General features: G+C 72.2%; 23 protein-coding genes and 1 rRNA gene. 6 read left to right on the plus strand and 18 right to left on the minus strand.

Translation table 11 applies throughout. The features are described from left to right. Nucleotides 1–19: 19 nt before the first annotated feature. On the minus strand, nucleotides 20–1741 hold the full coding sequence (gene lysS, locus ABZ621_RS29875; RefSeq protein WP_360609543.1) for a lysine--tRNA ligase: 1722 nt from the start codon (nucleotides 1739–1741) through the stop codon (nucleotides 20–22). A gap of 254 nt (nucleotides 1742–1995) precedes the next feature. Between lysS and argS the strand changes: the two genes are divergently transcribed. Beyond that, nucleotides 1996–3765 (plus strand): arginine--tRNA ligase, encoded by a 1770-nt coding sequence (gene argS / locus ABZ621_RS29880; protein WP_360609544.1) that lies wholly within the window; start codon nucleotides 1996–1998, stop codon nucleotides 3763–3765. 18 nt (nucleotides 3766–3783) lie between these two features. Here the strand turns inward: argS and ABZ621_RS29885 are convergent, their stop codons facing one another. Then, entirely contained in the window at nucleotides 3784–4884 is a 1101-nt protein-coding gene (locus tag ABZ621_RS29885) for a helix-turn-helix transcriptional regulator (protein WP_360609545.1), read from the minus strand. A gap of 309 nt (nucleotides 4885–5193) precedes the next feature. Here ABZ621_RS29885 and ABZ621_RS29890 point away from each other — a divergent pair, with 309 nt between their 5' ends. Beyond that, the gene (locus ABZ621_RS29890; protein ID WP_360609546.1) at nucleotides 5194–5919 is read left to right on the plus strand and encodes a DUF4232 domain-containing protein; all 726 of its coding nucleotides are present in this window, start codon (nucleotides 5194–5196) and stop codon (nucleotides 5917–5919) included. A gap of 27 nt (nucleotides 5920–5946) precedes the next feature. Here ABZ621_RS29890 and ABZ621_RS29895 read toward each other — a convergent pair whose 3' ends face one another. Continuing rightward, complete coding sequence (locus ABZ621_RS29895) at nucleotides 5947–6219, minus strand: DUF1876 domain-containing protein (RefSeq protein ID WP_360609571.1); 273 nt, start codon at nucleotides 6217–6219, stop codon at nucleotides 5947–5949. A gap of 165 nt (nucleotides 6220–6384) precedes the next feature. Between ABZ621_RS29895 and ABZ621_RS29900 the strand changes: the two genes are divergently transcribed. Continuing rightward, nucleotides 6385–7245, plus strand: coding sequence for a DUF4253 domain-containing protein (locus tag ABZ621_RS29900; RefSeq protein ID WP_360609547.1), 861 nt, complete (start codon nucleotides 6385–6387; stop codon nucleotides 7243–7245). Nucleotides 7246–7263: 18 nt separating this feature from the next. On the opposite strand, the gene hemB is transcribed toward ABZ621_RS29900, so the two are convergent. From hemB to ABZ621_RS29930, 6 genes are all read right to left on the minus strand, one after another. Then, nucleotides 7264–8268 (minus strand): porphobilinogen synthase, encoded by a 1005-nt coding sequence (hemB, locus tag ABZ621_RS29905; RefSeq protein ID WP_360609548.1) that lies wholly within the window; start codon nucleotides 8266–8268, stop codon nucleotides 7264–7266. Nucleotides 8269–8482: 214 nt separating this feature from the next. After that, nucleotides 8483–10153 carry a uroporphyrinogen-III synthase gene (locus ABZ621_RS29910; protein WP_360609549.1) on the minus strand — a complete coding sequence of 557 codons (1671 nt, stop codon included), beginning with the start codon at nucleotides 10151–10153 and terminating at the stop codon, nucleotides 8483–8485. Further along, nucleotides 10150–11136 (minus strand): hydroxymethylbilane synthase, encoded by a 987-nt coding sequence (hemC, locus tag ABZ621_RS29915; RefSeq protein ID WP_360609550.1) that lies wholly within the window; start codon nucleotides 11134–11136, stop codon nucleotides 10150–10152. The genes ABZ621_RS29910 and hemC overlap by 4 nt, the downstream gene beginning before the upstream one ends. After that, on the minus strand, nucleotides 11133–12488 hold the full coding sequence (locus ABZ621_RS29920) for a glutamyl-tRNA reductase (protein WP_360609551.1): 1356 nt from the start codon (nucleotides 12486–12488) through the stop codon (nucleotides 11133–11135). The genes hemC and ABZ621_RS29920 overlap by 4 nt, the downstream gene beginning before the upstream one ends. Next, nucleotides 12485–13258 (minus strand): redox-sensing transcriptional repressor Rex, encoded by a 774-nt coding sequence (locus ABZ621_RS29925; RefSeq protein WP_360609552.1) that lies wholly within the window; start codon nucleotides 13256–13258, stop codon nucleotides 12485–12487. The genes ABZ621_RS29920 and ABZ621_RS29925 overlap by 4 nt, the downstream gene beginning before the upstream one ends. A gap of 272 nt (nucleotides 13259–13530) precedes the next feature. Then, complete coding sequence (locus ABZ621_RS29930; RefSeq protein ID WP_360609553.1) at nucleotides 13531–13821, minus strand: glutaredoxin family protein; 291 nt, start codon at nucleotides 13819–13821, stop codon at nucleotides 13531–13533. Nucleotides 13822–13914: 93 nt separating this feature from the next. Here ABZ621_RS29930 and ABZ621_RS29935 point away from each other — a divergent pair, with 93 nt between their 5' ends. From ABZ621_RS29935 to ABZ621_RS29945, 3 genes are all read left to right on the plus strand, one after another. Further along, entirely contained in the window at nucleotides 13915–14883 is a 969-nt protein-coding gene (locus ABZ621_RS29935; RefSeq protein WP_360609554.1) for an HAD-IB family hydrolase, read from the plus strand. Nucleotides 14884–15329: 446 nt separating this feature from the next. Continuing rightward, entirely contained in the window at nucleotides 15330–16121 is a 792-nt protein-coding gene (locus ABZ621_RS29940) for an ECF subfamily RNA polymerase sigma factor, BldN family (protein WP_169094351.1), read from the plus strand. A 359-nt stretch (nucleotides 16122–16480) separates the two neighbouring features. Continuing rightward, a complete protein-coding gene (locus ABZ621_RS29945; protein ID WP_360609555.1) occupies nucleotides 16481–17737 on the plus strand; it encodes a DUF5667 domain-containing protein in 1257 nt (418 codons plus the stop codon). A gap of 60 nt (nucleotides 17738–17797) precedes the next feature. Here ABZ621_RS29945 and ABZ621_RS29950 read toward each other — a convergent pair whose 3' ends face one another. From ABZ621_RS29950 to rrf, 9 genes are all read right to left on the minus strand, one after another. Next, on the minus strand, nucleotides 17798–18835 hold the full coding sequence (locus ABZ621_RS29950) for a lysophospholipid acyltransferase family protein (protein WP_360609556.1): 1038 nt from the start codon (nucleotides 18833–18835) through the stop codon (nucleotides 17798–17800). A 15-nt stretch (nucleotides 18836–18850) separates the two neighbouring features. After that, nucleotides 18851–19915: an NAD-dependent epimerase/dehydratase family protein gene (locus tag ABZ621_RS29955; RefSeq protein WP_360609557.1), complete on the minus strand. Its 1065-nt coding sequence runs from the start codon at nucleotides 19913–19915 to the stop codon at nucleotides 18851–18853. A 153-nt stretch (nucleotides 19916–20068) separates the two neighbouring features. Next, nucleotides 20069–20167, minus strand: coding sequence for an AURKAIP1/COX24 domain-containing protein (locus tag ABZ621_RS29960; RefSeq protein ID WP_003948845.1), 99 nt, complete (start codon nucleotides 20165–20167; stop codon nucleotides 20069–20071). Between the two features lie 152 nt (nucleotides 20168–20319). Then, entirely contained in the window at nucleotides 20320–20529 is a 210-nt protein-coding gene (locus ABZ621_RS29965) for a helix-turn-helix domain-containing protein (protein WP_030495139.1), read from the minus strand. Between the two features lie 127 nt (nucleotides 20530–20656). After that, complete coding sequence (locus tag ABZ621_RS29970; protein ID WP_360609558.1) at nucleotides 20657–21472, minus strand: phosphatase; 816 nt, start codon at nucleotides 21470–21472, stop codon at nucleotides 20657–20659. A gap of 83 nt (nucleotides 21473–21555) precedes the next feature. Then, complete coding sequence (locus ABZ621_RS29975) at nucleotides 21556–22731, minus strand: acetoin utilization protein AcuC (protein ID WP_360609559.1); 1176 nt, start codon at nucleotides 22729–22731, stop codon at nucleotides 21556–21558. After that, nucleotides 22700–23896 (minus strand): MFS transporter, encoded by a 1197-nt coding sequence (locus ABZ621_RS29980; protein ID WP_360609560.1) that lies wholly within the window; start codon nucleotides 23894–23896, stop codon nucleotides 22700–22702. The genes ABZ621_RS29975 and ABZ621_RS29980 overlap by 32 nt, the downstream gene beginning before the upstream one ends. Before the next feature lie 43 nt (nucleotides 23897–23939). Next, nucleotides 23940–24587 carry an HAD family hydrolase gene (locus tag ABZ621_RS29985; protein ID WP_360609561.1) on the minus strand — a complete coding sequence of 216 codons (648 nt, stop codon included), beginning with the start codon at nucleotides 24585–24587 and terminating at the stop codon, nucleotides 23940–23942. A 67-nt stretch (nucleotides 24588–24654) separates the two neighbouring features. Beyond that, nucleotides 24655–24759: ribosomal RNA gene (gene rrf / locus ABZ621_RS29990) — 5S ribosomal RNA — on the minus strand; the annotation flags it as partial.

The raw sequence follows: 24759 nt of genomic DNA on the forward strand, positions 1-24759 counted from the left end.
CCGTAGGCGGTCGGCCGGCTTACGCGCCGAGCAGCTTGCGCACCCGGTCCGCGCCGACGGCGAGGAGCAGGGTGGGCAGGCGGGGGCCCGTCTCGCGGCTCACGAGGAGCTTGTAGAGGAGGGCGAAGAAGGAGCGCTGGGCGACCTTCAGCTCGGGGGTGGGCTTGGCCTCGGGGGTGAGGCCGGCCATGACCTTCGGGACGCCGTAGACGAGCGTGGTGAGCCCGTCGAGCGACCAGTGGCTGTCGAGGCCCTCCAGGAGCAGCCGGAGCGACTCCCGGCCCTCGTCGTCCAGGGAGCCGAGGAGCTCGGTGTCGGGCTCCTCGCGGACGATGGTGCGCTGGTCGGCCGGGACCTGGGTGGTGATCCAGTTCTCGGCGCGGTCGAGGCGCGGCCGGACCTCGTCGAGCGAGGTGACCGGGGACTCCGGGTCGAGGTCGGTGAGGATCCGGAGGGTCTGCTCGTCGTGGCCGGCGGTGATGTCGGCGACGGAGGCCAGCGTGCGGTACGGCAGCGGGCGCGGGGTGCGCGGCAGCTCACCGGCCGCGGTGCGGGCGGCACGCGTGTGCGCGGCGGCGTCGGCCGGCAGCACGGTGCCGTCGGCGACCTTGGCCTCCAGCTTGTCCCACTCGTCGTAGAGCCGCTGGATCTCCTGGTCGAAGGCGATCTTGAAGGACTGGTTGGGCCTGCGGCGGGCGTAGAGCCAGCGGAGCAGCTGCGGCTCCATGATCTCCAGGGCGTCGGCCGCGGTGGGCACGCCGCCCTTCGAGGAGGACATCTTGGCCATGCCGCTGATGCCGACGAAGGCGTACATGGGGCCGATGGGCTGGACGCCGTCGAAGAGGGTGACGATCTGCCCGCCGACCTGGAAGGAGGAGCCGGGCGAGGAGTGGTCGACGCCGGAGGGCTCGAAGATGACGCCCTCGTAGGCCCAGCGCATGGGCCAGTCGACCTTCCACACCAGCTTGCCGCGGTTGAACTCGCTGAGCTTGACGGTCTCGGCGAAGCCGCAGGGGGAGCAGGTGTAGCTCAGCTCGGTGGTGTCGTCGTCGTAGGCGGTGACGGTGGTGAAGTCCTTCCCGCACTGCCCGCAGTAGGGCTTGTACGGGAAGTACCCGGCGCCGCCGCCGGAGCCGTCGTCCTCGCCGGCCGCGCCGGAGCCCTCGGCGGCCTCCAGCTCGGCCTCGTCGACCGGCTTCTGGGACTGCTTCTTGGGCGCCTTCTTCGTCCGGTACTGGTCGAGGATGGCGTCGATGTCGCCGCGGCGGCGCATGGCGTGCAGGATCTGCTCGCGGTAGACGCCGGAGGTGTACTGCTCCGTCTGGCTGATCGGGTCGTACTCGACGCCGAGCTCGGCCAGGGCCTCGACCATGGCGGCCTTGAAGTGCTCGGCCCAGTTGGCGTGGGGCGAGCCGGCGGGGGCGGGGACGGAGGTCAGGGGCTTGCCGATGTGCTCGGCCCAGGACTCGTCGATGCCCTCGATGCCGTTCGGCACCTTGCGGTAGCGGTCGTAGTCGTCCCACGAGATGAGGTGACGGACGGTGTACCCGCGGCGGCGGATCTCGTCGGCGACCAGGTGCGGGGTCATGACCTCGCGGAGGTTGCCGAGGTGGATCGGGCCGGAGGGGGAGAGGCCGGAGGCGACGACGACCGGTTTGCCAGGCGCACGTCGCTCCGACTCGGTGATGACCTCGTCCGCGAAACGGGAGACCCAGTCGGTCTCGGTGCTGCTCTGAGCCACGGTCGGTACGTCCTTCTTTCCGGAATCCTTGCGGGAATGCCTCGGAGCCTCCAAGGCCCTACACCCGTCATTGTCCCAGACGGAACCGGACACCCCGAGGTTGTCCACAGGCCGGATTCCACTCGGGCGTCCCGTCACGACTTGTCCACAGCCTGGGGGACGGGCGGGAAAACACGTTGCCCACCCATGGGACACTTGACAAGCGAAATAGACCACCGGGACACCCGGACACGACACAACAGGAACGGAAGCTCATGGCCTCGGTCCCTTCCCTCGCTTCGACCGTGCAGCAGCGCCTCGCGGAAGGCCTCTCGGCAGCCCTGCCGGAGGCCGGTTCCGCCGACCCGCTGCTGCGACGAAGCGACCGGGCCGACTTCCAGGCCAACGGCATCCTGGCGCTGGCCAAGCAGCTCAAGGGCAATCCGCGTGAGCTGGCGACGAAGGTCGTCGCGTCGATCCCCGCGAACGACGTGCTGAAGGAGATCGAGGTCTCCGGCCCCGGCTTCCTCAACATCACCGTGTCGGACGCGGCGATCGTGGAGACCCTCGCGGCCCGCGCCGCCGACGCGCGCCTCGGCGTGCCGCTGAACGAGGCGGCGGGCACGACGGTCATCGACTACGCCCAGCCGAACGTGGCGAAGGAGATGCACGTCGGCCACCTCCGCTCCGCGGTGATCGGCGCGGCGATGGTGGAGATCCTGGAGTTCACGGGCGAGTCCGTGGTCCGCCGGCACCACATCGGCGACTGGGGCACCCAGTTCGGCATGCTCATCCAGTACCTGATCGAGCACCCGCACGAGCTGGACCACAAGGCCGAGGGCACGGACGCGGAGGTCTCCGGCGAGGAGGCCATGTCGAACCTGAACCGGCTGTACAAGGCGTCCCGCGCGATGTTCGACGCGGACGAGGAGTTCAAGACCCGGGCGCGCGCCCGGGTGGTGGACCTCCAGGCCGGTGACGAGGAGACCCTCGCCCTGTGGCAGCGGTTCGTCGACGAGTCGAAGATCTACTTCTACTCGGTCTTCGAGAAGCTCGACATGGACGTCCGGGACCCCGACATCGTCGGCGAGTCCGGCTACAACGACATGCTCCAGGAGACGTGCCGGATCCTGGAGGAGTCGGGCGTCGCCGTCCGCTCCGAGGGCGCGCTGTGCGTCTTCTTCGACGACGTCAAGGGCCCGGACGGCAACCCGGTCCCGCTGATCGTCCAGAAGTCCGACGGCGGCTTCGGCTACGCGGCGACGGACCTGTCCGCCATCCGCGACCGGGTGCAGAACCTGAAGGCGACCTCGCTGCTGTACGTGGTGGACGCCCGCCAGTCCCTGCACTTCAAGATGGTCTTCGAGACGGCCCGCCGGGCCGGCTGGCTGAACGACGAGGTGAAGGCCGTCCAGCTGGCCTTCGGCACGGTCCTCGGCAAGGACGGCAAGCCCTTCAAGACCCGTGAGGGCGAGACGGTCCGGCTGGTGGACCTGCTGGACGAGGCGATCGACCGCGCCTCGGCCGTGGTCCGCGAGAAGGCCCAGGACCTCACGGAGGAGGAGATCGCCGAGCGGGGCGCCCAGGTGGGCATCGGCGCGGTGAAGTACGCGGACCTGTCGACCTCGGCGGCCCGTGACTACAAGTTCGACCTCGACCAGATGGTCTCGCTCAACGGCGACACGTCCGTGTACCTCCAGTACGCGTACGCCCGTATCCAGTCGATCCTGCGGAAGGCCGGGGACGCCAAGCCGGCCGCCCACCCCGAGCTGGAGCTGGCGCCGTCCGAGCGGGCCCTCGGCCTCCACCTCGACGGCTTCGGCGAGACGATCGCCGAGACCGCCGCGGAGTACGCGCCGCACAAGCTGGCCGCGTACCTGTACCAGGTGGCCTCGCTGTACACGACGTTCTACTCGGAGTGCCCCGTCCTCAAGGCGGACACCCCTGAGCAGGTCGAGAACCGCCTCTTCCTGTGCGATCTGACCGCCCGCACGCTCCACCAGGGCATGGCCCTGCTGGGCATCCGGACGCCCGAGCGCCTCTGACGCTCCCGGGCGGGTGGGTCACTCCTGAGCGACCCACTCGCCCTTGTCGGGCCAGTAGCCGTAGACCGTACGCCCCTCGATGGCGTGCGTACGGAACGGCTGCCCGCCGTCGTCGATCCGTACGGTCCCCTTCCGGTCCCCGGTGCTCCACTCCAGCTCCAGGTACCAGGTGACGGCGTGCTCCTCGGTGTGGACGTCGAGGTTGAGTACCTCCGCGTCCCCGGTGGCGACCCGGTACGGGAAGTCCTTCGCCGGCACCACCCGGTCCCCGTCCTGCCCGGCGACCGCCTTCACGTACGGCCGGTGCGCGTCGAGGTCGACGTCGAAGGTCTGCGGAGTGATCCCGCTGCCGCAGCCGTCGCCCATGGAGTACGCCGGCGCGGCCGGCGGCCGGTCCCGCTCGACGACCCGGACGCGGAGCCCCGACAGCACGACCGGGTCCCGGGTGCGGCCGGTGACGGTCACCTGGAGCTGCATGTGCCCGCCGTCGATCCCGCCGAGCGCGCGGGCCCACGGGCGGGTGTCCTGCGGCGGGGGCGGTGGCGGCACGTGCTGCGGCTTCTGGTCGAGGACGTAGTACTGCCCGCAGGGTTCGGCCCAGTTGTACGAGCTGACGCCGGCGTTGAGCGGAGCGGACGCCGGCGGCGTGGCGGGGCCCCCGCGCGGCTCCTTCTCCCCGTCCCGCACCACCAGATAGGCACCGGGCACGGCGATCGCCGCCACGACGGCGATCGCTGCCACGGCGGCCGACGCCCCCGTGAACCGCGCCCGGGGCGCGGATTCCGGTGACGCCACGACCACGACCTCCGCCTCGTCGGAAGGGCCGGAAGGGGAGGGCTCCGAGGGCCGGGCGACCGTCGCCGTCTCCCCGCTCCGTCCCCGGGCCTCGTCGGCGACGATCCACGCGCGATGGAGCTCGACGAGCTCCTCCCGGCTCGCACCGCACAGCCGGCCGAGCCGTTCCACGGGGGCGAAGTCGGTCGGGACGGCGTCACCGTTGCAGTACCGGTGCAGGGTGGACGTGCTGACGTGGAGCCGCTTGGCGAGCGCTCCGTAACTCAGCCCCGACCGTTCCTTCAGCCCCCGCAGCAGCCCGGCGAGCCGGTCCCCCGTGTCCATCCGTCGCTCCCCCATCGCTGGTCGGCGTCCCGGGAACGCGTTCCGGGCGACGTATGTCTCCCCAGGTCAGAGGGGGTGGAAGCGTTCCAGCGTCCCTCATTGTCCCGCGTCGATCGACACCGGGTCACACCGGCTCGCAGCATGGAGTCATGCCGAACAGCCGCGTCGCCGACGCCCTGGCAGTGACGGTGCTGATCATCTGCACCGCGATCGTCATGACCCTCCTCGACGGCCGCTGAGCGACCGACCCACCGGCCCGGCCGGCTCACCACCCGACCGACCCATCGATCCGCCCACGGGGGAACCACCATGCGCACGTCCGTCCGTACCCTCACCCTGCCCGCCGCCGCGCTCATCGCGGCCCTCGCCCTCACCGCCTGCCAGTCGTCCGGCCAGGAGGCGGCGGCCCCGGCCCCCGCGAAGCCCGCCCGGACCACGGCGGCGCCCACGCCCACGGCCACGGCCGCGCCTTCGACCCCGACCCCGACCGAGCAGCCCACGACGGCCCCGACGAAGGCACCGGCGACCAAGCCCCCGACGCCGACGGCAACGGCGACGACGGCCCCGCGGAAGACCACCGCACCGCCGGCCAAGCCCGCGCCCAAGCCCGGCGCCACGAGCGAGACCCCCTCCCTCCGCCCCTGCACCGCCGCCGACGTGAAGGTCGTGGCGAGCAAGGTGAGCCGCCCGATCAACCACCTCGCCCTCACGATCACGAACCTCGGCGACCACACCTGCCACGCCCTGAACGCGCCCCTGGTCGGCTTCGACGACAGCCAGGCGCCGATCGCGATCGTGGAGGACAGCAAGCCGCAGGCCGTGGTGACCCTGGCCCCCGGGGCCTCGGGCTACGCCTCCCTGATCCTCACCGGGGAGCCGGGCGCGGACACGCACGGCATGACCGTCCGCACGATCAAGGTGAGCCTGACCGCGGACAGCATGGTGACGCTCAAGGCCCCGGAGGGCACGTACGTGGACGACGGCGCCGCCGTCTCGTACTGGCAGCAGGAACTGGAGGACGCCCTCCGGTACTGACCCGCGATCGGCACGGGAACCGGCCGGCTACCGGTTGATCGGGTACGACTTCCGGCCGGACGCCTCGTCGATCTCCGCGTGCGCCTTCTGGAGGAGCTGCGAGGCCAGGTCCATCAGGGCCCGGGCGCCCGCGATCTCCTCGCCGACCCTGAGTTGTTCGGGATCGGCGGGGTTCCGGTGGGCGGTGCCGTGGGCGCGGAACTCGGTGCCGTCCGAGAGCCGGACCATGGCCGCCGACCGCGTCCGGTCGCCCTTCCCCTCGAACTCCATGTCGATGTGCCATCCGACGAGCGTGTTCATCATGAGGACCACCTCCGGGAGGTACCTGTCGGGTACCTCTCCAGGGTGCGCCGTACCACGCGCCCCCACCACTCGCCCCCACCACTCGCCCCACGCGCACCACCCGCCCCGGAGACCGGCCGAAGCGTACGCGTCGTTGTCAGTGCCGCCCCGTACGTTGCGGACATGGTGATGATCCCGAACCAGTTGCCCCGGCTCGCGTCCGACCCGTCCGGCCGGTCCCTCGGCCTCGACCTGCCGCCCGGCGCCCTCACCGGCCCGGCGGACGACCCGTACTTCTGGTCGGGGCACGGCCCCGGCGGCCCCGGCGCCTGGGCGGCCCTGCGCCCGGCGGCCCGCACGGCGGGCCTGCTGCCGGTGCTGCTGGGCGGGGACCGCGGCCCGGAGGAGTGGGAGCTGGAGCCGGAGATGACGAGCGATCCGGCGGAGCACGACGCCGAGGACGTGCTCGCCGGGTTGTGGGAGGACTACGCGGACTCCGAGGTGCCCGAGGAGGAGCGGGACCCCCGGGTGACCGCCGCCGTCGAGGAACTCTTCGGCGAGCAGCCCGGATACGCGGAGCTGCTGGCCCCCTTCGCGGCAGGCTGGCCGGGCCTGGGCCCGGCGCTGCCGCCGCGCACGGACCCCGACCGGGCGGCGGCCGGCCTCGCCGAGGCCCTGACCGCGCCGGGCTCCTGGCTGGCGGACGCCCGCCCGGCGCTGGTCCGGGCGCGGCGCAGCGCCGACATACCGGCGGCCATCGGCTGGACGGGGCCGCTGAACCACGAGGACGACGTGGCCCGGCTCTCCGCCGTTCTGCGCTCCTGGGAGGACCGTTTCGGCGCCCGGGTCGTCGCGCTCACCTTCGACCAGCTGGTGGTGTCGGTGGCCGCGCCGCCCCGGACGGCGGAGGAGGCCGAGGCGGTGGCGGCGGAGCACTTCGCCTTCTGCCCGGACGTCATCACCCAGGGCGACCACGACACTCTGCGCGCCTACGCCCGCGAGGAGCTGGTGGACGCCCCGGCATGGAGCTTCTGGTGGGACTAGGCCCGGATCGGACCCCGGCTAGCGGGCCCCGGCGGAGAGCATCCGCGCGGCCTCGGTGGCCCAGTAGGTGAGGATCATCCGGCCGCCGGCGCGCCGGATGCCGGTGAGGGTCTCCAGGATCGCCTTCTCGCGGTCGATCCAGCCCTTCTCCGCGGCGGCCTCGACCATCGCGTACTCACCGCTGATCTGGTACGCGGCGACGGGTACGTCCACGGCCTCGGCGACCTTCGCGAGCACGTCCAGGTACGGGCCGGCCGGCTTCACCATCACCATGTCCGCGCCCTCCTCCAGGTCCAGCGCCAGCTCGCGCATCGACTCGCGGAGGTTGGCCGGGTCCTGCTGGTAGGTCTTGCGGTCGCCCTTGAGGGAGGAGCCGACGGCCTCGCGGAAGGGGCCGTAGAAGGCGGAGGAGTACTTCGCGGTGTACGCGAGGATCGACACGTCCTCCTTGCCGATCGTGTCCAGCGCGTCGCGGACGACGCCGACCTGGCCGTCCATCATCCCGGAGGGGCCGACGACGTGGACGCCGGCGTCGGCCTGGACCTGCGCCATCTCGGCGTAGCGCTCCAGAGTGGCGTCGTTGTCGACCCGGCCGTCCTCGTCCAGGACGCCGCAGTGGCCGTGGTCGGTGTACTCGTCGAGGCACAGGTCCGACATGATCACGAGCTCGTCGCCGACCTCGGCTCGGACGTCGCGGATCGCGACCTGGAGGATGCCGTCCGGGTCGGTCCCGGCGGTCCCGAGCCCGTCCTTCTTCGCGTCCTCCGGAACGCCGAAGAGCATGATCCCGGAGACCCCGGCCTCCACCGCCTCCACGGCGGCCCGCCGCAGCGTGTCCCGCGTGTGCTGCACGACGCCCGGCATGGCCGCGATCGGCACGGGCTCGGCGACGCCCTCGCGGACGAACGCGGGCAGGATCAGGTCGGCCGGGGAGAGACGGGTCTCGGCGACCATCCGGCGCATGGCGGGCGTCGTCCGCAGCCGCCGCGGCCGCGCCCCCGGAAAGCTTCCATACGATTCCATACCAGGAGGCTACGCCCGCCCCTCACCGCCACTTACCGACACCGTGTTGCCGCCGCCCCCGCTACCCCTGCGGGCAGGCGTCCCGCTGGGGGTCCCCTGGCCGAAGTCCTTGGGAGGGAACGGACGGGTGGGTACGACGAAACGGCGGCGCCGCGACGCGAAAAGGTGCGGGCCCCCGCGCAAACGGAAACCCGCACCCACTCACCTCACGGCACTACGTAGTGCGCCGCCTCCGTGCCCCCGGGCGTCGCTCGCTCGGGCGCGTCACCGGGTCGCCCGCCTCCAGCGCCGCCTCCCGGCGCCGGATGCCGAACTCCGCCAGCGCCTCCGCGAGCTTGTGCACGGACGGCTCGGGCGACAGCACGTCGACCCGCAGCCCGTGCTCCTCCGCCGTCTTGGCCGTCGCCGGGCCGATGCAGGCGATCACGGTGACGTTGTGCGGCTTGCCGGCGATGCCGACGAGGTTCCGCACGGTCGACGACGACGTGAAGAGCACCGCGTCGAAGCCGCCGCCCTTGATCGCCTCGCGCGTGTCCGCCGGCGGCGGCGACGCGCGCACGGTCCGGTAGGCGGTGACGTCGTCGACCTCCCAGCCGAGCTCGATGAGCCCCGCGACCAGCGTCTCGGTCGCGATGTCGGCCCGCGGCAGGAAGACGCGGTCGATCGGGTCGAAGACCGGGTCGTACGGCGGCCAGTCCTCCAGGAGCCCCGCGGCGGACTGCTCGCCGCTCGGCACGAGGTCCGGCTTCACACCGAAGTCGACCAGCGCCGCGGCCGTCTGCTCGCCCACCGCCGCGACCTTGATCCCGGCGAAGGCGCGGGCGTCGAGCCCGTACTCCTCGAACTTCTCGCGCACGGCCTTGACCGCGTTCACGGAGGTGAAGGCGATCCACTCGTACCGTCCGGTGACGAGCCCCTTCACGGCCCGCTCCATCTGCTGCGGGGTCCGCGGCGGCTCGACCGCGATGGTCGGGACCTCGTGCGGCACGGCGCCGTAGGAGCGCAGCTGGTCGGAGAGCGACGCGGCCTGCTCCTTGGTGCGCGGCACGAGCACCCGCCAGCCGAAGAGCGGCTTGGACTCGAACCACGAGAGCCGGTCGCGCTGCGCCGGGGCGCTGCGCTCGCCGACCACGGCTATCACCGGCCGGTGGCCCTCGGGAGAGGGGAGCACCTTGCCCTGCTTGAAGACCTGCGCGATCGTCCCGAGGGTCGCCGTCCAGGTCCGCTGGCGGGTGGTCGTGCCGGCGATGGTGACGGTGAGCGGGGTGTCCGGCTTGCGGCCGGCGGCCACCAGCTCGCCGGCGGCCGCGGCGACCGCGTCCAGCGAGGTGGAGACGACGACGGTGCCGTCGGAGGCGCCGACCTCGGCCCAGCACCGGTCGTCGGCGGTCCGCGCGTCGACGAAGCGGACGTCGGTGCCCTGCTCGTCGCGGAGCGGCACACCGGCGTACGCGGGGACGCCGACCACGTTCGCGACGCCGGGCACGACCTCGAAGGGGATGCCCTCGGCGGCGCAGGCGAGCATCTCGGCGCCCGCGTTCCCGTCGAGGCCGGGGTCGCCGGTCACCGCACGGACGACCCGCCTGCCGCCGCGCGCGGCCTCCATGACAAGATTGGCCGCATCCCTCAACACGGGGACACCGGCGGTTGTTGACGCCTCGTCAACAACCGTCAGCTCAGGCGTGCTCACGCCCGTGCGCGCATGGCCGCGGACGACTTCGAGGACCTCCGGCTCGGCGATCAGGACGTCCGCTCCGGCGAGGGCCTCGACGGCCCGGAGGGTCAGGAGTCCGGGGTCGCCTGGTCCTGCGCCGAGGAAGGTGACGTGGCCGTGGCCCGCGAAGACGGGGGACACGGGGCTGGTGGTCGGGCTGGTGGGGTTCAAAGTGCTCGCTCCCCCATAAGACCGGCCGCACCCTTGGCGAGCATCTCGGCCGCGAGTTCGCGTCCGAGCGCCGCCGCCTCGTCGTGCGAGGTGGGTACGGGACCGGTGGTGGACAGCTGCACCAGCGTCGAGCCGTCGGTGGTGCCGACGACGCCGCGCAGGCGCATTTCGGTGACAACCTGCCCGTGACCGGGGCCGTCGGCGAGGATGTCGGCGAGCGCTCCCACGGGTGCGCTGCAGCCGGCCTCCAGGGCGGCGAGCAGGGATCGCTCGGCGGTCACGGCGGCCCGCGTCTGCGGGTCGTCGAGGGCGGCGAGCGTGGCGACGAGGTCGGAGTTCGACGCCGGGCATTCGACGGCCAGGGCACCCTGGCCGGGGGCGGGCAGCATGAAGTCGACCGGCAGGTGCTCGGCCGACAGGCCGCCGAGGAGCTCCTCGGTGCCGCCGATGCGGTTGAGTCCGGCCGCGGCGAGGACGACGGCGTCGAGCTCGCCCTTGCGGACGTAGCCGACGCGGGTGTCGACGTTGCCCCGGATCGGGACGCAGGTCAGGTCGAGGCCGTGGCTGCGGGCGTACGCGTGCAGCTGGGCCATCCGGCGCGGCGAGCCGGTGCCGACGCGGGCGCCCTTGGGGAGCCGGTCGAGGGAGAGGCCCTCGCCGGTGATCAGGACGTCGCGCGGGTCCTCGCGCTTCGGGATCGCGGCCAGCACCAGGTCGGGGTGCTGGGCGGTCGGCAGGTCCTTCAGGGAGTGGACGGCGAAGTCGACCTCGCCGTCGAGCAGCGCGTCGCGCAGGGCCGCGACGAAGACGCCGGTGCCGCCGATCTGCGCGAGGTGCTCACGGGAGGTGTCCCCGTACGTGGTGATCTCCACGAGCTCGACGGGCCGGCCGGTCAGCTGCCGGACGGCGTCGGCCACGTGCCCGGACTGGGCCATGGCGAGCTTGCTGCGCCTGGTCCCGAGCCTCAGTGCCCTCTCGGTCATACTCGCCCTCGGTTCTTGACGTCGGCGTCATTCAGGTCGGCCCGGGAGACGGAAGCCACCGTCTCCGGGTCGAGGTCGAAGAGTGTCCGCAGCGCGTCGGCGTACCCGGCGCCGCCGGGCTCGCTGGCGAGCTGCTTGACCCGCACGGTCGGCGCGTGCAGGAGCTTGTCGACGACGCGGCGCACGGTCTGGGTGATCTCGGCGCGCTGCTTGTCGTCGAGGCCGGGGAGGCGGCCTTCCAGGCGGGCGACCTCGCTGGCCACCACGTCGGCGGCCATGGTGCGCAGGGCGACCACGGTCGGGGTGATGTGGGCGGCGCGCTGGGCGGCGCCGAAGGCGGCGACCTCGTCGGAGACGATGGAGCGGACCTGGTCGACGTCGTGGGCCATGGGGGCGTCGGCGGAGGCGTCGGCCAGGGATTCGATGTCGACGAGCCGGACGCCGGGGATCCGGTGGGCGGCGGCGTCGATGTCGCGGGGCATGGCGAGGTCGAGCAGGTACAGCGGCTCGTCGCGGCTCTCGGCGACCGTCGCGATCGCCTCGCCGGTGAGGACGAGTCCGGTGGCTCCGGTGCAGGAGACGACGATGTCCGCCCGGCCCAGTTCGTCGCCGACGGCAACCATCTCGGCCGCGCGCGCGGCCACGCCCGTACCTCCGGGCTCGGCGAGGATCTCGGCGAGCCGCTCGGCGCGGGCGAGGGTGCGGTTGGCGATGACGATCTCGGCGACCCCGGCGCGGGCGAGGGTCGCGGCGGCCAGCGAGGACATCGAGCCGGCGCCGATGACCAGGGCCCTCTTGCCGCGGGCCCAGCTCTCGACGTCGGTGTCCTGGGCGAGCTGCTCCAGGCCGAAGGTGACGAGCGACTGCCCGGCCCGGTCGATGCCGGTCTCGCTGTGGGCGCGCTTGCCGACCCGCAGGGCCTGCTGGAAGAGGTCGTTCAGGAGCCGGCCCGCGGTGTGCTGGACCTGGCCGAGGGCGAGGGCGTCCTTGATCTGGCCGAGGATCTGGCCCTCGCCGACGACCATGGAGTCGAGGCCGCAGGCCACCGAGAAGAGGTGGTGGACGGCCCGGTCCTCGTAGTGCACGTAGAGGTAGGGGGTGAGCTCGTCCAGGCCGACGCCGCTGTGCTGGGCGAGCAGCGTGGACAGCTCGGCGACGCCGGCGTGGAACTTGTCGACGTCGGCGTAGAGCTCGATGCGGTTGCAGGTGGCGAGGACGGTGGCCTCGGCGGCCGGTTCGGCGGCGAGGGTGTCCTGGAGGAGCTTGGTCTGGGTGTCCGCCTGCAGCGAGGCCCGCTCCAGGATGGAGACGGGGGCGCTGCGGTGGCTCAGCCCGACGACGAGGAGGCTCATGCCGGCATCACCGCGGGGGCGTCCCCGTCGGGTCCCTTGCGGCCGCTGTCGGCGGTGGTCCGGGCGGCGGGCGGCGCCGCGGGCGGCGCGGTCTCCTCGCCCGGCTCCTCGCCGGCCTTGCGCTGCTCGTGGAAGGCGAGGATCTGCAGCTCGATGGAGAGGTCCACCTTGCGCACGTCGACGCCGTCGGGCACGGAGAGCACGGTCGGGGCGAAGTTGAGGATGGAGGTGACGCCGGCGGCGACGAGCCGGTCGCAGACCGCCTGGGCGACGCCGGCCGGGGTCGCGATGACGCCGATGGAGACGCCGTCCTCGGCGATGATCTTCTCCAGGTCGTCGCTGTGCTGGACGGGGATCCCGGCGACCGGCTTGCCGGTCATGGCGGGGTCGGCGTCGATCAGCGCGGCGACGCGGAAGCCTCGGGAGGCGAAGCCGCCGTATCCGGCGAGCGCGGCGCCGAGGTTACCGATGCCGACGATGACGACCGGCCAGTCCTGGGTCAGGCCGAGCTCGCGGGAGATCTGGTAGACGAGGTACTCGACGTCGTAGCCGACACCGCGGGTGCCGTACGAGCCGAGGTAGCTGAAGTCCTTGCGCAGCTTCGCGGAGTTGACGCCGGCCGCGGCCGCGAGCTCCTCCGAGGAGACCGTGGGTACGGAGCGTTCCGAGAGCGCGGTCAGGGCGCGCAGATACAGCGGAAGGCGGGCGACGGTGGCCTCGGGAATTCCTCGGCTACGGGTCGCCGGTCGGTGAGTTCGGCCAGTTGCCACGGTGCTCCTGCGGGATGAGCGGGGCTGCAGGCGGCCATATGTCCCAGGACCGCCCCGTCGAATGCAGGCTATGTCTTTGTGAACGCGTGCACAAAGATGGTGTCCGTTTTGTCTACCCAAAGTGACCGGGGTCACGCGACCGGTTATCGACGGTACGGAACCGTCACACGGTGCGACACGTTGAGATCCCGAAGGGGGCAAAGCCGCACACTCTCCTCACGACGTGGCCCCCGAATGCCAACAAAACGTCCACGATGGTAACCGGCTTTCGGTCAGGCACCCAGTTCGCGCCGGAGCCGCTCGGCGTCCACCCGCCAGAAGGTGTGCTGCTCCCCGTCCACCAGGACGACGGGGATCTGCTCCCAGTACTCCTTGTACAGCGCCTCGTCCTGGAGGATGTCCCGCTCCTCCCAGCGCGCCCCGGTCTCGGCGCAGACGGCCTCGATCACCGCCCGGGCGTCGTCGCAGAGATGACACCCCGGCTTCCCGATGAGCGTCACGGTCCGCGCGGCCGGATCCTTGGCCGCGTCCCTCTTCTTGGTACGTCCGAACATGCCGTCCATTGTCCCGCCCGGTCACGGCGGGGACCCGCACTGTTCACACGACGGCATCGCCACAAGTCGGGAAGGACCGAACAGACTGGCTATGCTCCAGACATGGCCGCTCTGGGATGGCTCACCCCCCGTAGGCGCTCCGCCACCGCGCGCAGCGTCCTCGCAGGCGAGGCCGCCGCCGAGGCGGCCCGCAAGACCTCGCTCCAGCTGGAGCGGGAGCGCGAGGAGGAGGCCGCCGCCCTCGAAGCGGCCGAGGCCGCCGAAACCGCGCCCGAGGAGCCCGAGTTCCCCGTCGCGGGCGACGTCCGGGCCGCCGCCTTCTTCGACCTCGACAACACCGTGATGCAGGGCGCCGCGATCTTCCACTTCGGCCGCGGCCTGTACAAGCGGAAGTTCTTCCAGCGCCGCGAACTCGCCCGCTTCGCCTGGGCGCAGGTCTGGTTCCGGCTGGCCGGCGTCGAGGACCCGGCCCACATGCAGGAGGCCCGCGACAGCGCGCTCTCCATCGTCAAGGGCCACCGCGTCTCCGAACTGATGTCGATCGGCGAGGAGATCTACGACGAGTACATGGCCGACCGGATCTGGCCGGGCACCCGCGCCTTGGCCCAGGCCCACCTCGACGCGGGCCAGAAGGTCTGGCTGGTGACGGCCGCCCCGGTCGAGACGGCCACGATCATCGCCCGCCGCCTCGGCCTCACCGGCGCCCTGGGCACGGTCGCCGAGTCCGTCGACGGCGTCTACACCGGCCGCCTCGTCGGCGAGCTGCTGCACGGCCCGGCCAAGGCCGAGGCGGTACGCGCCCTGGCCGCCGCCGAGGGCCTGGACCTCGCCCGCTGCGCCGCGTACAGCGACTCGCACAACGACATCCCGATGCTCTCGCTCGTCGGCCACCCGTACGCGATCAACCCCGACACCAAGCTGCGCCGGCACGCCAGGGACCTGGAATGGCGGCTGCGCGACTACCGGACCGGCCGCAAGGCCGCCAAGATCGGCATCCCGGCCGCCGCGGGCCTCGGCGCCGTCGCCGGCGGCACCGCCGCCGCGGTCGCCCTGCACCGCCGCCGCCGCTGAACCGCGCCCGTACCCGAACGCCCCGCCGCTCACGGAGCGCCACGCCCGTGGCGATACGTTTCGGCTGCGATCATCTGCGACAACCACGGACCAGCGGGACTCACCCGTCCGTGGTCGAACAGCGCCCGCACACCCCGGCTCCCGGGCATTCCCGCGCCCTTACCCAGGAGCGGCGGCGCTCACTCTCCCCTACCGCACATGAGCACAACGCAACGCCGACGCAATCACACTCGGAAGTCACTCGATCAATAACCGATCACGAAGTGCGACTTGATCTGCTTGCAAGCAGTAACAGAACCGACGTAATCGATGATTTGAGCAACTGGGTGTAGCGCTGCCTGTACGAAGCGTTATTCTCCTCAGACGCACAGCGGAACCCTCCCGTCGCCACGACGAGTGAACGGATCCGCACTGCACGTGATGGAAGCTCTGCCTCTGGGAGTCCCGTGTACCCACACGTCGGGGTTGACGCCTCGGGCCTGGCTACGCTGCGCGCAACGGTCCTCGACCACTTGCGTGGCTTCGTCCCCACCGCGTACGTCGGCCCTGCGCCCGCCTTCGCCTTCGCCGCACCGGCACCGGCCGGCCCTTGCTATGCCCTGGCCGACGGCGGTGCCGCCGTCGGCAGACGGGGCGCGCGCGGCGGCGCCGGCAACTCGACCGCCGCCCGACGCCCCACCGCCGACAGCGACAGCGCCCGGATGATGGACCTGGTCGAGCGCGCTCAGGCGGGCGAGGCCGAGGCCTTCGGCCGGCTGTACGACCAGTACAGCGACACCGTCTACCGCTACATCTACTACCGCGTCGGCGGGAAGGCGACGGCGGAGGACCTCACCAGCGAGACCTTCCTGCGCGCCCTGCGCCGGATCTCCACCTTCACCTGGCAGGGCCGCGACTTCGGCGCCTGGCTGGTCACCATCGCCCGCAACCTCGTCGCCGACCACTTCAAGTCCAGCCGCTTCCGGCTGGAGGTCACCACCGGCGAGATGCTCGACGCCAACGAGGTCGAACGCAGCCCGGAGGACTCCGTCCTCGAGTCCCTCTCCAACGCCGCGCTCCTCGACGCCGTCCGCCGCCTCAACCCCCAGCAGCAGGAGTGCGTCACCCTCCGCTTCCTCCAGGGCCTCTCGGTCGCCGAGACCGCGCGGGTCATGGGGAAGAACGAGGGCGCCATCAAGACCCTCCAGTACCGGGCCGTCCGCACCCTGGCCCGACTCCTGCCCGAAGACGCCCGCTGACCGGACCGGCCCCACCGTTCCCGGACCGCCGACCGCCGCCGCCCCCCTCCCCCCATCCCCTCACTCCCCTCCCCGTGTCCCCTCCCCCACAGAAGTCACTTGTCCCCCTCACCCCCACCTCTCCCCCCACGCCACCACTGCCCGTCCCAAATCACAGTCGGTGACGCATCGATGACGCACTGGTCCGATCATCTTTCGCGCGTAACCCAAGTGCCGCGCCGCTCGTTGTGCGAAATGCAGGCTCCCTGTGGTCACGCCCTGCCTGCGGATACTCACTCGTTCGTGTGGATCCGCTCAAGGCGGGCAACCTTCCGGACCCCTTGGGGAGTCGACCGTCATGACGAGAGGAGGTGCCGCCAGTGATCGCGAACGTGCACCGGCGGGCGAACGCCTTCGCCCAAGCCCTGGAGGACCGGGCGCCCGAGGGCGAGGCCGCCGACCGGCCCGACGCCCCGGCCGACACGGGCGACCAGGGACGGCTGTTGGCCTTGGCGAGCGGACTCGGCGACCTGCCGAAACCGGAACTCGACCCCGAGGTCAAGGTGGTGCAGCGAGCCCAGCTCGTCGCCGCCATGGAGGCGATGTTCGCCCAAGGGACGGCCGCCGCGGGCCCTACCGTCCCGGAGCAGCGGAGTACCAGGGGCGCCCACCGGGCATCCCCCCTGCGCAAACTCCGCCCGCGCAGCCGCTGGACGAAGGGGCTCGCCGCCGGCGGCCTCACCGTCGGGGTGGCGGCCGGAGCCTTCGGCGGCGTCGCCGCCGCCAGCTCCGACGCCCTCCCCGGTGACTCGCTCTACGGCCTCAAGCGCGGCATGGAAGACCTCAAGCTGGGCATGGCCGACGACGACGCCGACCGCGGGGGCATCTACCTCGACCAGGCGTCCACCCGGCTCAGCGAGGCCCGCCGCCTCATGGAGCGCGCCCGCGCCGGGGACCTCGACCACGAGTCCCTCGGCGAGATCCGGCGCGCCCTCGGCGGCATGAAGCACGACGCCGAGGAGGGCCACCGGCTGCTCCGCCAGGCCTACGACCGGGACGGCGAGCTCGCCCCGATGGCCCGGCTGAACTCCTTCGCCCAGGCCCACCGCGACACCTGGAACGGCCTGCGCGACCGTCTCCCCGTCCAGCTCACGGACGTCGGCGAAGAGGTCAGCGGCGTCTTCGACGCCATAGACCAGGAAGTCGAGCCGCTCCAGTCGATGCTGCCCCGCACCCTCGAAAAGGGCGCGGCCGACCCCGGCTCCAGCAGCAGCCCCACCGCCCGCCAGAACCAGCCGGGCACGGACACCAGGCAGCCCACGACCACCCAGGGCACCCCGGCCCAGGACGGTCACTCCGCCACCACCCCCCGCCCCAGCGGCACCACCCAGGGCGTGGGCACCGGCACCACGACCGGCACCGGCACCACCCCGAGCCCGGGCGCCGAGACAGGTACCACCGCCCCCGAGGACGACGGACTCCTCGGCGGCAACACCGGCGGCCTCCTGCCGAGCCCGACGGGCACCACCGCCCCCGAGGAACAGCAGGTGACCCCCACGCCCCCCGACGTCACCATCCCGCCACTCCTGCCGGGCCTCCTTCCAGGCCTCGGCATCGACAGCGAGGACGCTCGCTGACAAGAGGAAGGGGCGCCCCCACGGACGGGGGGCGCCCCTTCCTCCATCTCCGCAGGCCCCTCAGAAGAACACCGACCGCCGCTGCACCAGCAGCTTGTAGAGCGTGTGCTGGATCTGCTCGCGGACCTGGTCCGTCAGGTTGAACATCAGCATCGGGTCCTCCGCCGCCTCCGGCGGGTAGCCGTCCGTCGGGATCGGCTCCCCGAACTCGATCGTCCACTTCGTCGGCAGCGGCAGCATCCCCAGCGGCCCCAGCCACGGGAACGTCGGCGTCACCGGCACGTACGGCAGACCGAGCAGCCGCGCCAGCGTCTTCGCGTTCCCGATCATCGGGTATATCTCCTCGGCGCCCACGATCGAGCAGGGCACGATCGGCACCCCCGCCCGCAGCGCCGTCGAGACGAAGCCGCCCCGGCCGAACCGCTGGAGCTTGTACCGCTCCGAGAACGGCTTCCCGATCCCCTTGAAGCCCTCCGGCATCACGCCGACGACCTCCCCGGCCTTCAGCAGCCGCTCCGCGTCCTCCGCGCACGCGAGGGTGTGCCCCGCCTTCCGGGCCAGCTCGTTGACCACCGGCAGCACGAAGACCAGATCCGCCGCGAGCAGCCGCAGGTGCCGGCCCGCCGGATGGTGGTCGTGCACCGCCACCTGCATCATCAGCCCGTCCAGCGGCAGCGTCCCGGAATGGTTGGCGACGATCAGCGCCCCGCCCTTCTCCGGGATGTTCCCGACGCCCTTCACCTCCACCCGGAAGTACTTCTCGTACAGCGGGCGCAGCAGCGACATCAGCACCTGGTCGGTCAGCTCGGCGTCGTACCCGAACTCGTCGACCTCGTACTCCCCCGTGACCCGGCGCCGCAGGAACGCGAGCCCGCCCGCGAGCTTCCGCTCCCACCCGGCCCGCCCGGTCTCCTCCGTGCCGGGCTCCGCCACGGGCTCCGGGGCGGGCGCCTCGTCCGGCACCTCCCGCGCCCCCGGCAGCGCCCGTACGGCCGCAGGACCGCCGGGCCCGGCCCCGGACGGCTCCTCGGGCCGGCCGGGCCGCCGCCGGGCCCGCGAACGGTCGTCGTCGAAAGGAATCACCTTGGCGTCCGCCATCGCTGTCGCCGCTCCTCAGGCACCGTCGTGAGAGTCAGGAGAAGGAACCGCCCCCGGGACGACCCGGTCCGCCAGCCGGTCCACCGCCTCCGCGAGCCGCTCCGGCGGCAGCAGCCCCGGCCCCCGGCTCGCCGCGAAGTCCGCGAAGGCCTCTGCCGTGGAGTACCGCGGCCGGAAACCCAGCACCTCCCGCAGCTGGACGGTCGACACGACCCGCCCGTGCGTGAGGAGCCGGATCTGCTCGGGCGCGAAGTCCGTCAGCCCCACCGTGCGCAGCGCCGAGCCCACCCAGGTCACCGCGGGCAGCAGCACCGGCACCGTCGGCCGCCCGAGCCGCCGCGCGCACTGGGACAGCAGCAGCACCCCGTCGCCCGCCACGTTGAAGGTCCCGCTGTTCAGGGACGCCCGGCGCGGCTCCTGCGCCACGAGGCGCAGGACGTCGATCACGTCGTCCTCGTGGACGAACTGGAGGCGCGGGTCGTATCCCAGGACCGTCGGCAGCACCGGCAGCGACAGGTACTCGGTCAGCGGCGACTGCACCCGGGGGCCCAGGATGTTCGCGAACCGCAGCACGCACACCGCCACGTCCGGCCGCCGCCGGGCGAAGCCCCGCACGTACCCCTCGACCTCGACGGCGTCCTTGGCGAAACCCCCGCTCGGCAGCGACTTCGCCGGCGTCGTCTCGGTGAAGACCGCCGGATCGCGCGGCGCGGAGCCGTACACGGCCGTACTGGACTTCACCACGAGCCGGCCGACCCGCGGCGACTGCTGGCAGGCCCCGAGCAGCTGCATGGTGCCGATGACGTTGGTCTCCTTGACCGCCGTCCTGCCGCCGGCGCCCAGCGCCGTCCCCGTCACGTCGAGGTGCACCACCGTGTCCACCTCGTGCTCCGCGAGGACCTTGGCGATGGCCGGCCGGCGGATGTCCGCCCGGACGAAGTCGGCGGCCCCCAGCGGATGCGCGGGCTCCACCGCGTCCACGGCCACCACCCGCTCCACCTCCGGGTCCCGCTGGATGCGCCGCACGAAACGGCCCCCCAGATGCCGGGCGGCACCGGTGACGAGCACGACCTTGCCCAAGATCAGCGCCTTCCGTCCGAACTTCCGTCCGTCTTTCCGTAGCCGCCACCGTAGCGCCTGAGCATTTCGGCGCAATGAAAACGTGGCCCTCCACCGATGACGGTGAAGAGCCACGCCTTCTCACGCACGGGAAACCGCTCGCGCGGCCGCCGCTTACTTCTTGTTGCGACGCTGAACGCGCGTGCGCTTGAGCAGCTTGCGGTGCTTCTTCTTGGCCATCCGCTTGCGCCGCTTCTTGATAACAGAGCCCACGACTACCCTCGCTCACTTCTTCTCACTGGTGCGGGGCGTCTGGGCCCACACGACCTACGAGGGGTCAGCCTACCGCCCCTGGCACCACACGAGTAATCCGAGGGCCGGACGCGGCTCACCGGCCGTTCGGCCGCAGGTCGACCGCGCGCCCCCTACGCGGTCCCCACCCCCACGTACGACTCCCTCAGGTACGCGTGAACCGCCTGCTCCGGGACCCGGAAGGACCGGCCCACCCGGATCGCCGGCAGATGACCGCTGTGCACCAAGCGGTACACGGTCATCTTCGATACGCGCATCACCGCGGCGACTTCCGCCACGGTCAGGAACTTGACCTCGTTGAGAGGCCGATCGCCAGCAGCCATGACCCACCTGTACCTTCCGCCGCGACGCCCACCGGCTTCCCCTCCGGTGACTCTTCGTCGTCGAACGCTCACGAATCAGACTAGGGGCGGGTGGTGCGAGTGGGGAAGAGGAGCCCCTATCGCCCGTTTACCGTGACAGACACGCTCGATTGAGTACATAGCGCGTGAGGGGACGGTAGTACGCCGAGGGCACGCCGTCATCCAGCGGGACGGCCACCGCCACCTGCCCCTCGGCCTCCCCGACGAAGAGCGCCGGATCGTCGGTGTCGGCCAGCCCGATCGCCTCGATACCCAGCTGACCAGCACCGCAGACCCAGCCGTGGTCGCCCACGACCAGCTCCGGCAACGGCCCGCCGGCCTCCGCGGCGCTCTCCAGGGCGGCCCGCACGGGCAGCGCCGAGTGGGAGTGCGCCCCCGGCTCACGCCCGCCCTCCGACGGCCCCGCCTCCCGTACGAACGCGACGCCGCGTACGTAGTCGAGGACGTACGTGCGTAGACCGAACCGGGTCGTTATGTCGACACATCGCCCCTGCGCCGGGGTGAGTACGTCACATCCCGCCGCCGACAGAGCGTCTGCGAGCGCGACGTAGAAACCGAGCAGCCGGTGCGGATGCCCCGTCCCGAACAGCACCGGAGCCCGCCGCGCCGCCGCCACCGCCAGCCGCCCGGCGAACGCCTCCAGACCGCGCAGCGTCCGCTCCGGATCGATCGCGTCCGGCCCCGAGCGGTACGCCGGATCCCCCGACACCCCGCACTTCTCCGCCATCAGCCGCAGCAGGTCCGCCTCGCCCCAGCCGCCGGCCGGCACGAGGCCCAGCGTCACCCGGGGGTCCCGCGCGGCGAAGAGCCGATAGCTCCGCAGGCTCTCCTCCCGCGAGGTCGCCACCGTCCCCGCCAACCCCGCCGCCAACAGATGCGCCCGCAGCGCCCCGGTACTCAACACCCTCACGATGCTGCCGGATCACCACTGTCGGAGCGTCAGAATCCGCTGCACGCCGCACAGTTGGCGTAACAGGACGGTACGGGTCAGGCGAGCAGCCCGCGCAGCGGGAAGGCCGCCTTCCGGGTCGCGAGCACCGCCTGGTCGAGGCGGTCCGCGGGGTCGTAACCGGCCGTCCAGTCACGGAAGTCCACCGGCCACCGCCCGTCCGTCATCCGCCCCGGACCCAGCTGCCGGGTCCGCGCGTACACCTCGTCCCGCCACGAGGACGGCACCACCGTCTCGGGCGCCACGGGCGCGTGCGCCGCGATACCCACCAGGTGCGTCCACGACCGCGGTACGACGTCGACCACGGCGTATCCGCCGCCGCCGAGCGCCACCCACCGGCCGTCCGCGTGGGCGTGCGCCAGCTCGTGGCACGCCTCCTGCACGGCCCGCTGCGCGTCCAGCGACACCGCCAGGTGGGCCAGCGGGTCGTCGAAGTGGGTGTCCGCCCCGTGCTGGGTCACCAGGACCTGCGGCCGGAAGTCGGCGAGGAGCTCCGGCACCACCGCGTGGAAGGCCCGCAGCCAGCCGGCGTCCCCGGTGCCGGCGGGCAGCGCCACGTTCACCGCGCTCCCCTCGCCGGCCCCGGCCGCGCCGGTCTCCTCCGGCCAGCCGGTCTGCGGGAACAGCGTCCGCGGATGCTCGTGCAGCGAGATCGTCAGGACCCTCGGGTCCTCCCAGAACGCCGCCTGCACCCCGTCCCCGTGGTGCACGTCGACGTCCACGTACGCGACCCGCTCCGCGCCCAGCTCCAGGAGCCGGGCGATGGCCAGCGAGGCGTCGTTGTAGACGCAGAACCCGGCCGCCCCGCCGGGCATCGCGTGGTGCAGCCCGCCGGCGAAGTTCACCGCGTGCCCCGCCTCGCCCCGCCACACGGCCTCCGCCGCCGCCACCGACTGCCCGGCGATCAGCGCGGACGCCTCGTGCATCCCCGCGAACGCCGGATCGTCGACCGTCCCGAGCCCGTACGCCTGGTCGGCGTGGCGCGGATCGGCGGAGGCGGCCTTCACGGCGTCCAGGTAGTCCTCGCGGTGCACGAGCCGCAGCGTCGAGTCCCCGGCCGGCTTGGCCGCCACCACGTCCACCGCCCGGTCGAGCCCGAAGGCGCGGACCAGACCCATGGTCAGTGCGAGCCGTACCGGGTCCATCGGGTGCTGGGGTCCGAAGTCGTAGCCCGTGACAGCTTCATCCCACATCAACAGTGCGCGGCCGCTCATGACCGCCACCGTATCGGGCCTCCCGCGCGCCGAACGACGTGGCATACGCCACCGTGACCAGGACGAGCACCATCGGCACCACCATGGCCCCCCGGTAGCTCCAGGCGTCCCCGAGCGCCCCGACGAGCGGCGAGCCGACGAGGAAGCCGACGTAGTTGAAGACGTTGAGCCGCGCGACGGCCGCGTCGCTGTTCTCCGGGAAGAGCCGCCCGGCCGCCGCGAAGGTCTGCGGCACGATCACGCTCAGCCCGAGCCCGAGGACGGTGAAGGCCGCGATCCCCACCCACGCCGACGGCGCCACCGCCACCAGCGCGAACCCGCACGCCGCGAGCACCGCCCCGGCCCGCACGACCACCGCCGCCCCGAAGTACCGCACCCCCAGGTCGCCCACGGCCCGCCCGAGCAGCGTCGTCACCATGTACGCGTTGTACGGGACGGTCGCCGCCTCCTCCGAACCGCCGAGCACGTCCTGGAGGTACTTCGCCGACCAGTTGGAGACCGTCGAGTCCCCGATGTACGCGAAGGTCATCACCAGGCACAGCGGCAGCAGCAGCTTGAACGACAGCGCCCCGCCCCTCGCCTCCCCGCTCCCGTCCGGCGCCGGCTTCCCGTCGACGTACCACCGGCTGCCGAGGTACGCCGCCGGCGCCAGCACCACGACGACCGGCAGGTAGGACCAGAACAGTGTCAGGTGCCAGTGCGCCCCGGCCCAGGCCAGCGAGGCGCCGGCGATCCCGCCGAGGCTGTACGCGGCATGAAAGCCGAGCATGATGCTCCGGCCGTACGTCCGCTGGAGGCTCACCCCCAGCATGTTCATGGAGGCGTCGAGCGCGCCGACCGCGAGCCCGAACACCCCCAGCGCCACGGCCGCCGTCCACAGGGCGTCCCCCGCCCCCACGCCGAGCAGCGCGAGGAGCACGACGGGCTGGGACCACCGCAGCACCCGCGAGGGCGCCACCCGGGCCACGACCTTCTCGGTCGCCACGCTCGCGACCCCGGCGAGGATCGGCACGGCGGCCAGGAAGAGGGGCAGCAGCCCGTCGGAGATCCCGTACCGGTCCTGGATCCCGGGTATCCGGGTCACGAGCAGCGCGAAGGCCACGCCCTGGACGAAGAAACTGAGGGCCAGGGACCCCCGCCCCCGCCGCAGCCGCACATCGGTCATGGCCGCACAGCGTAGGGCCGCCTCCTACCGATGGGTAGATGGATCACAGACCCAAAATGGCGGGCAGCTCCTCCATGCGCGAGAAGAACCCTTGTGCTCCCGCCAGCCGGTCCCGCGGTGTCATCGCCGTGAACCCGTACACGTCCATCCCGGCCGCGACGGCCGCCTGCACCCCGAGCCGGCTGTCCTCGACGACGACGCACCGCTCGGGCGCCACCCCCCTCCGCGCGGCCGCGTGGAGGAAGAGGTCCGGCGCCGGCTTGCCCCGCCCCACGTCCTCGGCGCTGTAGACGAGCTCGTCGGGGAAGTAGGCGTCGAGCCCGGTCTTCCGGTGCCCGACCCGGATCCGCTCGTGACTCCCGGACGAGGCCACGCAGTACGGCACTCCGTCGGCGACGAGCCGCTTCAGCACGTCCACCGCCCCTTCCACCGGCTCCAGTTCCTCCTGGAAGGCGGCGAAGACCCGCGCGTGGAAGGTCGAGTCGAAGTCCTCGGGCAGCCGCTGCCCGGTCCGCTCCCGCACGAGGTCGTGGATCCGGTGCATCGCGGATCCCATGTAGTCACGGACGGATTCCTCGTACGTGGTGGGGTGCCCGAGCTCGGTGAGGTAGCCGGCCAGCAGCCGGTTGGAGATCGGCTCGCTGTCGACGAGCACGCCGTCGTTGTCGAAGATGATCAGGTCATGGCGCATGCGTCCAGCCTAGAACGCAAAAATGCCTCAACCCCCAGACAAGGTCTGGGGGTTGAGGCTAAAAATTGTTCGGCGGCGTCCTACTCTCCCACAGGGTCCCCCCTGCAGTACCATCGGCGCTGAAAGGCTTAGCTTCCGGGTTCGGAATGTAACCGGGCGTTTCCCTAACGCT

Source organism: Streptomyces sp. NPDC007863, assembly GCF_040633895.1.
Lineage (GTDB): Bacteria > Actinomycetota > Actinomycetes > Streptomycetales > Streptomycetaceae > Streptomyces.